At 61.4% G+C, this 4,715-nt stretch carries 5 protein-coding genes; 2 read left to right on the top strand and 3 right to left on the bottom strand.

All coding sequences use genetic code 11. The annotated features are described in order from the left end of the window. The 3 genes from Q0L62_RS12955 to Q0L62_RS12945 form a co-directional block, all read right to left on the bottom strand. A partial coding sequence (locus Q0L62_RS12955; RefSeq protein WP_296680555.1) for a UrcA family protein occupies window positions 1–222 on the bottom strand: 222 nt, incomplete at its 3' end. Window positions 223–407: 185 nt separating this feature from the next. Next, window positions 408–1,559 carry an iron-containing alcohol dehydrogenase gene (locus Q0L62_RS12950; RefSeq protein ID WP_296680553.1) on the bottom strand — a complete coding sequence of 384 codons (1,152 nt, stop codon included), beginning with the start codon at window positions 1,557–1,559 and terminating at the stop codon, window positions 408–410. Between the two features lie 2 nt (window positions 1,560–1,561). Then, a complete protein-coding gene (locus Q0L62_RS12945; RefSeq protein ID WP_296680551.1) occupies window positions 1,562–2,602 on the bottom strand; it encodes an amidohydrolase in 1,041 nt (346 codons plus the stop codon). 103 nt (window positions 2,603–2,705) lie between these two features. Between Q0L62_RS12945 and Q0L62_RS12940 the strand changes: the two genes are divergently transcribed. Both Q0L62_RS12940 and Q0L62_RS12935 read left to right on the top strand, forming a co-directional pair. Then, window positions 2,706–3,443 carry an SDR family NAD(P)-dependent oxidoreductase gene (locus Q0L62_RS12940; protein WP_296680548.1) on the top strand — a complete coding sequence of 246 codons (738 nt, stop codon included), beginning with the start codon at window positions 2,706–2,708 and terminating at the stop codon, window positions 3,441–3,443. Window positions 3,444–3,457: 14 nt separating this feature from the next. Further along, window positions 3,458–4,684 (top strand): acyl-CoA dehydrogenase family protein, encoded by a 1,227-nt coding sequence (locus Q0L62_RS12935; RefSeq protein ID WP_296680546.1) that lies wholly within the window; start codon window positions 3,458–3,460, stop codon window positions 4,682–4,684. Window positions 4,685–4,715: the final 31 nt, after the last annotated feature.

The raw sequence follows: 4,715 nt of genomic DNA, 5'->3' as shown, positions 1-4,715 counted from the left end.
CCCGCAGAAACGAGCGATCACGTTAGTGATGCGTTTTTCAAGTTTGGAGACCCCGGCGGCTGTCGCAAGGTCGAGATCTTTGATGCCAACGACCATTTTGACCGGCTCCAGTCCTTCCGGGGCCTTCATGTTGGCGGTGATAACGATTTCCTGCTGGGCCGTCTGCTGCGCGGCGAGCGGAGACGCGATCAGGGCGAAGCCTGTGCTGGCAGCAAGTGACAAGCCAATTTTGCTAATGCATGGCATGGTAAGTCCCCTCCATAAGAACCGACTGCCGCAACCGTCTACGACTAGTCCCGACCGGATCAGCAGTCGACCAGAGCCGCGGCATTTCCAATCACGCTGCTGTTGTTAGGGCTCTGGAACCATCGCGCATTGATCTGGATCATATGCGAGCCGCTTCCGGCTCAGGCCCAGGCCTGTGCATACAGGGCAGTAATCTCGTCAACGTCGGGAACGCGCGGGTTGTTCGCCGGGCTGCCGCTGGCGAGAGCCTGGCTTGCCATAAGCGGAACGATGTCATCCCACCGCCCCTTGTCGATGCCGTAATCGCGCGGGCTGGGGACTTTGAGATCCGCGTTTGTCTGTTGCAATGCCTCGACCAGCCGGCCCACGGCGCCCTGATCGCTGACGGTGTTGTCTGCAAGTGCCATGGCGCGGGCGCAGTCGGCATAGCGGGGCAGGGCAGCCGGCGCGCTCCATCGCGTCACGACCGGCATCAGCATCGCATTGCTGAGGCCGTGGCTGACGTGGAAGTGCGCCCCGATCGGGCGGCTCATGCCGTGGACCAGCGCCACCGAGCTGTTGGAAAAAGCGATCCCGCCCTGCAGCGCACCCAGCATCATGGCTTCTCTTGCGGCCCGGTCAGCGGGATCGGCACAAGCGCGCGGCAAATTTGGCCAGATCAACCGCATCGCCGAAAGCGCCATGCTATCCGCAAAAGGATTGGCGCGCTTTGAAACATAGGCCTCAATCGCATGGACCAGACTGTCGATCCCGGTATCGGCAGTCAACCGCGCGGGCTTGGTCAGCGTCAACTCAAAATCGCACACCGCAATCAGCGGCAGATAGGCCAGCCCCGCACAGAGCATTTTCTCATCGGTTTCGGCATCAGTGATCACAGTGAAGCGCGTCGCCTCGCTGCCGGTGCCCGCAGTGGTCGGCACGGCGATAATCGGCAGCCCCGGCGCATCTTCCTGATGCGGCGACTTGAGGCTTTGCACTGAGCGCCCACCTTTGACCGCGATCATCTTGGCGCTGTCGATCGGGCTGCCGCCGCCAAGCCCGATCACGCAATCGTGATCCCCGCCCGCCAGAAACGCGCAGCCGTCCTCGATTGAACTGACGGTCGGATCGGGGACTACCCCGGTGAAGCTGCGGGCGGCCACTCCGGCTCTGGCCAGCAGCGCCTCAACCCGCTCCAGAATCCCGCAATCCGCGATCCAGCTGTCGGTCACGATCAGCGGGCGCGACAGTCCGGCGGCCGCCAGCACCGCGGGCAGCTCGTCCAGCACGCCTCCGCCAATCCGGATCGTGCGCGGCAGGTGAATTGCGGACATGGTCAGGCCAGCAAATGCTCGATCCCATAGAACCGCGCGGCGTTGCCGGCATAGAGCGCGGCTTTGTCTTCCGCGCTGGCGCCGTGAGTCAGGCGCTTAAAGGCGTTCCAAAGCACGGCATAACTGGCGCCCCATTTGTCGACCGGGTAATTGCTTTCGAACATTCCCCGCCTGGGTCCGAAAGCTTCGATGCAGGTTTCGATATAGGGCCGCCACATAGCCGCCAGCACGTCTGAACCAAGCCCCGCCGCGGGCCCGTGATCGGGCATACCCGCGAAAGACATGGCAAGTCCGCCAAGCTTCACCGAAACATTCGGGCACTGGGCGATGGCCTTGATCTTCTCACGCCAGGTATCAAACCTTTCGTGCAGCTTGCCGTGATAGGAACCCAGGCCCAGTGGGGTGCCGCAGTGGTCAAGACAGATCGGCTGATCGGGGAAAGCGCGGGCCAGATCGAGCACGTCACCCAGCTGCGGTTCGAGCAGCCAGGCATCGAAGGTCAGCCCAAGGGCGCCAAGATGGCGAAACCCTTCGCGGAACTTGGCGTCACCATACAGGCCAGCGGGCGCATGGAAAGGTGGGCCCAGTACATCGGGATCTGCATCCCAGGCGGCAGCATGGCGGATGCCCTTGAAGCGCGGGGTTGCGTCGATCAGCATTTCCAGCACACCGCGTGCATCGTCGCCCTGGGTCAGGTCGGCATGACCGATAATTGCATCGCACAGACGTGTCGGGCCATAGAGCCCGCTTGCGCTCTGCGCGGCTACTCCGTTCACATATTCGACCTCACCGATCACCTTTTGCCCATCGCTGGCATCAGCTGTGTAGAACGCGCCGCATTCCATGAACACGGTGCCGATTACGTTGTGACCGCTGGTCACATCAGCCTGAATTTCATTAAAGGTGTAATAGGGTGACAGCGCGATCGCCTGGATGAAGGTGTGGCGCGGTTCGGGGAAGGCCGCCATCAGCGGACGAAGATCCCACAAATGGTGGTGCGGATCGATGATCGGAAGTTCGGGTTCCAGGATCGCTTCGGTCATGCTGTCCTCTCCTTTTGCCGGGCAGCTTATGCAAGCGACGGCGTTTGACAAGCGCTGTGGCACCGCGCATTAATCGATCGATTAAAAACCTGTGGAGAGGGTGATGGCTGGCGATACCGATTTTACCGGTAAGCGAGTGCTTGTTGTCGGCGGATCGAGCGGTATCGGGAACGGAATCGCCCATGGTTTTCGCCAGCGTGGCGGGCAGGTTCACGTTTGGGGCACAAGGGCTTTGGCATCGGAATATGATGCGGCTGAAGGTTCGGACCTTGACGGCCTTGGCTACACCTGCGTCGATGTCGGTGATCCTGATGCCGTCGCGGCCGCACCCCTGCCGTTTGCAGGGTTGGACGTGCTGGTGCTGTGCCAGGGCACAGTAGTCTATCGCCGCGGCGAGTTTGCGCGCGAGGGGTGGGACCGGGTCATGGCGGTCAACCTCGACAGCCTGATGCACTGTGCCAACCGTTTCCGCGATCACCTGGCGGCGGCGCGTGGCAGCATGATTATCGTCAGCTCGATCTCGGGACTGAAGGCGAATATCGGCAACCCCGCCTATGCCGCGTCAAAAGCCGGCGCAATCAGCCTGACCAAGACGCTGGGCCAGGCCTGGGCGCCGCTGGGGATCCGCGTAAACGGTCTGGCACCGGGGCTTGTGGATACCAAGCTGACCAAGGTCACCACCGAGCATCCCGAACGCCTTGCCGGCGCGTTGGCGCGCATTCCCGATGGGCGGATGGGTACCCCTGCAGACATGGCCGGCACCGCAATTTTCCTCGCCTCTCCGCTCGCTTCCTATGTCACTGGTCACACGGTGATCGTTGATGGCGGCCTGTCCCTTTAACGAAGGTCTTTCCGATGAATTTTGAACACAGCGACAAGGTGAAGGATCTGCTGGCCAAGGTCAGCGCCTTTATGGACGAACATATCTATCCCAATGAGCAAGCCTACCATGACTTTGTCACCGATCCCGCCAAGCAATGGCTGGAATGGCCGGGAATGGAGGCGCTGAAGGAGAAGGCTCGGGCACAAGGCTTATGGAACCTTTTCCTGCCGCACGAATACGGCGCCATCTCTCCCGGGCTTACAAACCTTGAATATGCGCCGGTGGCAGAACTGCTGGGCCGGGTGCCGTGGGCCAGCCAGGTGCTGAACTGCTCGGCCCCCGATACCGGCAACATGGAAGTGCTGGCCAAGTACGGCAGTCCTCAGCAGCAGGAAAAATGGCTGAAGCCGCTGCTCGAGGGGACAATCCGCTCAGCCTACGTGATGACCGAGCCGCAGGTCGCCTCGTCCGACGCGACCAACCTCGAACTGTCGATCACGCCTGATGGCGATTCATACGTCCTCAACGGGCGCAAGTGGTGGATTTCCAACGCGATGCATCCACGCTGCACGATCTGGATTGTAATGGGCAAGACCGATTTTGATGCGCCGCGCCATGCCCAGCATTCGCAGATCCTGGTCGAACCGGGCACGCCGGGGATTACTATCATACGACACCTGACCGTGTTCGGATCGCACAATTCGCCCGGCGGTGAGGTAGAACTGCGTTTTGACAACGTCCGCGTGCCGCGCGAAAACCTGATCCTGGGCGAAGGACGCGGGTTCGAGATCGCGCAGGGGCGACTTGGGCCGGGCCGGATCCACCATTGCATGCGCTCGATCGGGCAAGCCCAGCGCGCTCTGGAAATCATGGCCCGCCGCGCAGACAGCCGCACCGCTTTTGGCAAGAAGCTGGCCGACCAGTCGAGCATTCGCCAGGATATCGCGAAAAGCTTTTGCGAGATCGAGATGTCGCGCCTGCTGACACTGAAAGCCGCCGATGCGATGGATCGTTATGGTAACAAAGTCGCCAAGGACTTGATTGCCGCAATCAAGGTCGTCGCCCCGCAGATGGCGCAAACCGTCTGCGACCGGGCAATTCAGGTCCACGGCGGAATGGGCGTTTCCGATGATACCCCGGTGGCGCGGTTTTTCACGCTCAACCGCTTTGTTCGTATCGCCGACGGTCCGGACGAGGTTCACATGAGCCAGCTGGGCAAGGCCAAGATCAAGGAATATGTTGCGATGAACGAGCGCTGATGCCGGTAGCTTCGCTGTTCGATTTGTCCGT

It is taken from the genome of Novosphingobium sp. (assembly GCF_024642085.1).
Lineage (GTDB): Bacteria > Pseudomonadota > Alphaproteobacteria > Sphingomonadales > Sphingomonadaceae > Novosphingobium.
The sequence above is the reverse complement of the archived record's forward strand: the minus strand, read 5'-3'. Positions and strand labels throughout refer to the sequence as shown.

Bases quoted from the DNA above. Each gene is read 5' to 3' on its own strand.
- Q0L62_RS12950 (WP_296680553.1), bottom strand. From the start codon at position 1,559: ATGTCCGCAATTCACCTGCCGCGCACGATCCGGATTGGCGGAGGCGTG.
- Q0L62_RS12945 (WP_296680551.1), bottom strand. From the start codon at position 2,602: ATGACCGAAGCGATCCTGGAACCCGAACTTCCGATCATCGATCCGCAC.
- Q0L62_RS12940 (WP_296680548.1), top strand. From the start codon at position 2,706: ATGGCTGGCGATACCGATTTTACCGGTAAGCGAGTGCTTGTTGTCGGC.
- Q0L62_RS12935 (WP_296680546.1), top strand. From the start codon at position 3,458: ATGAATTTTGAACACAGCGACAAGGTGAAGGATCTGCTGGCCAAGGTC.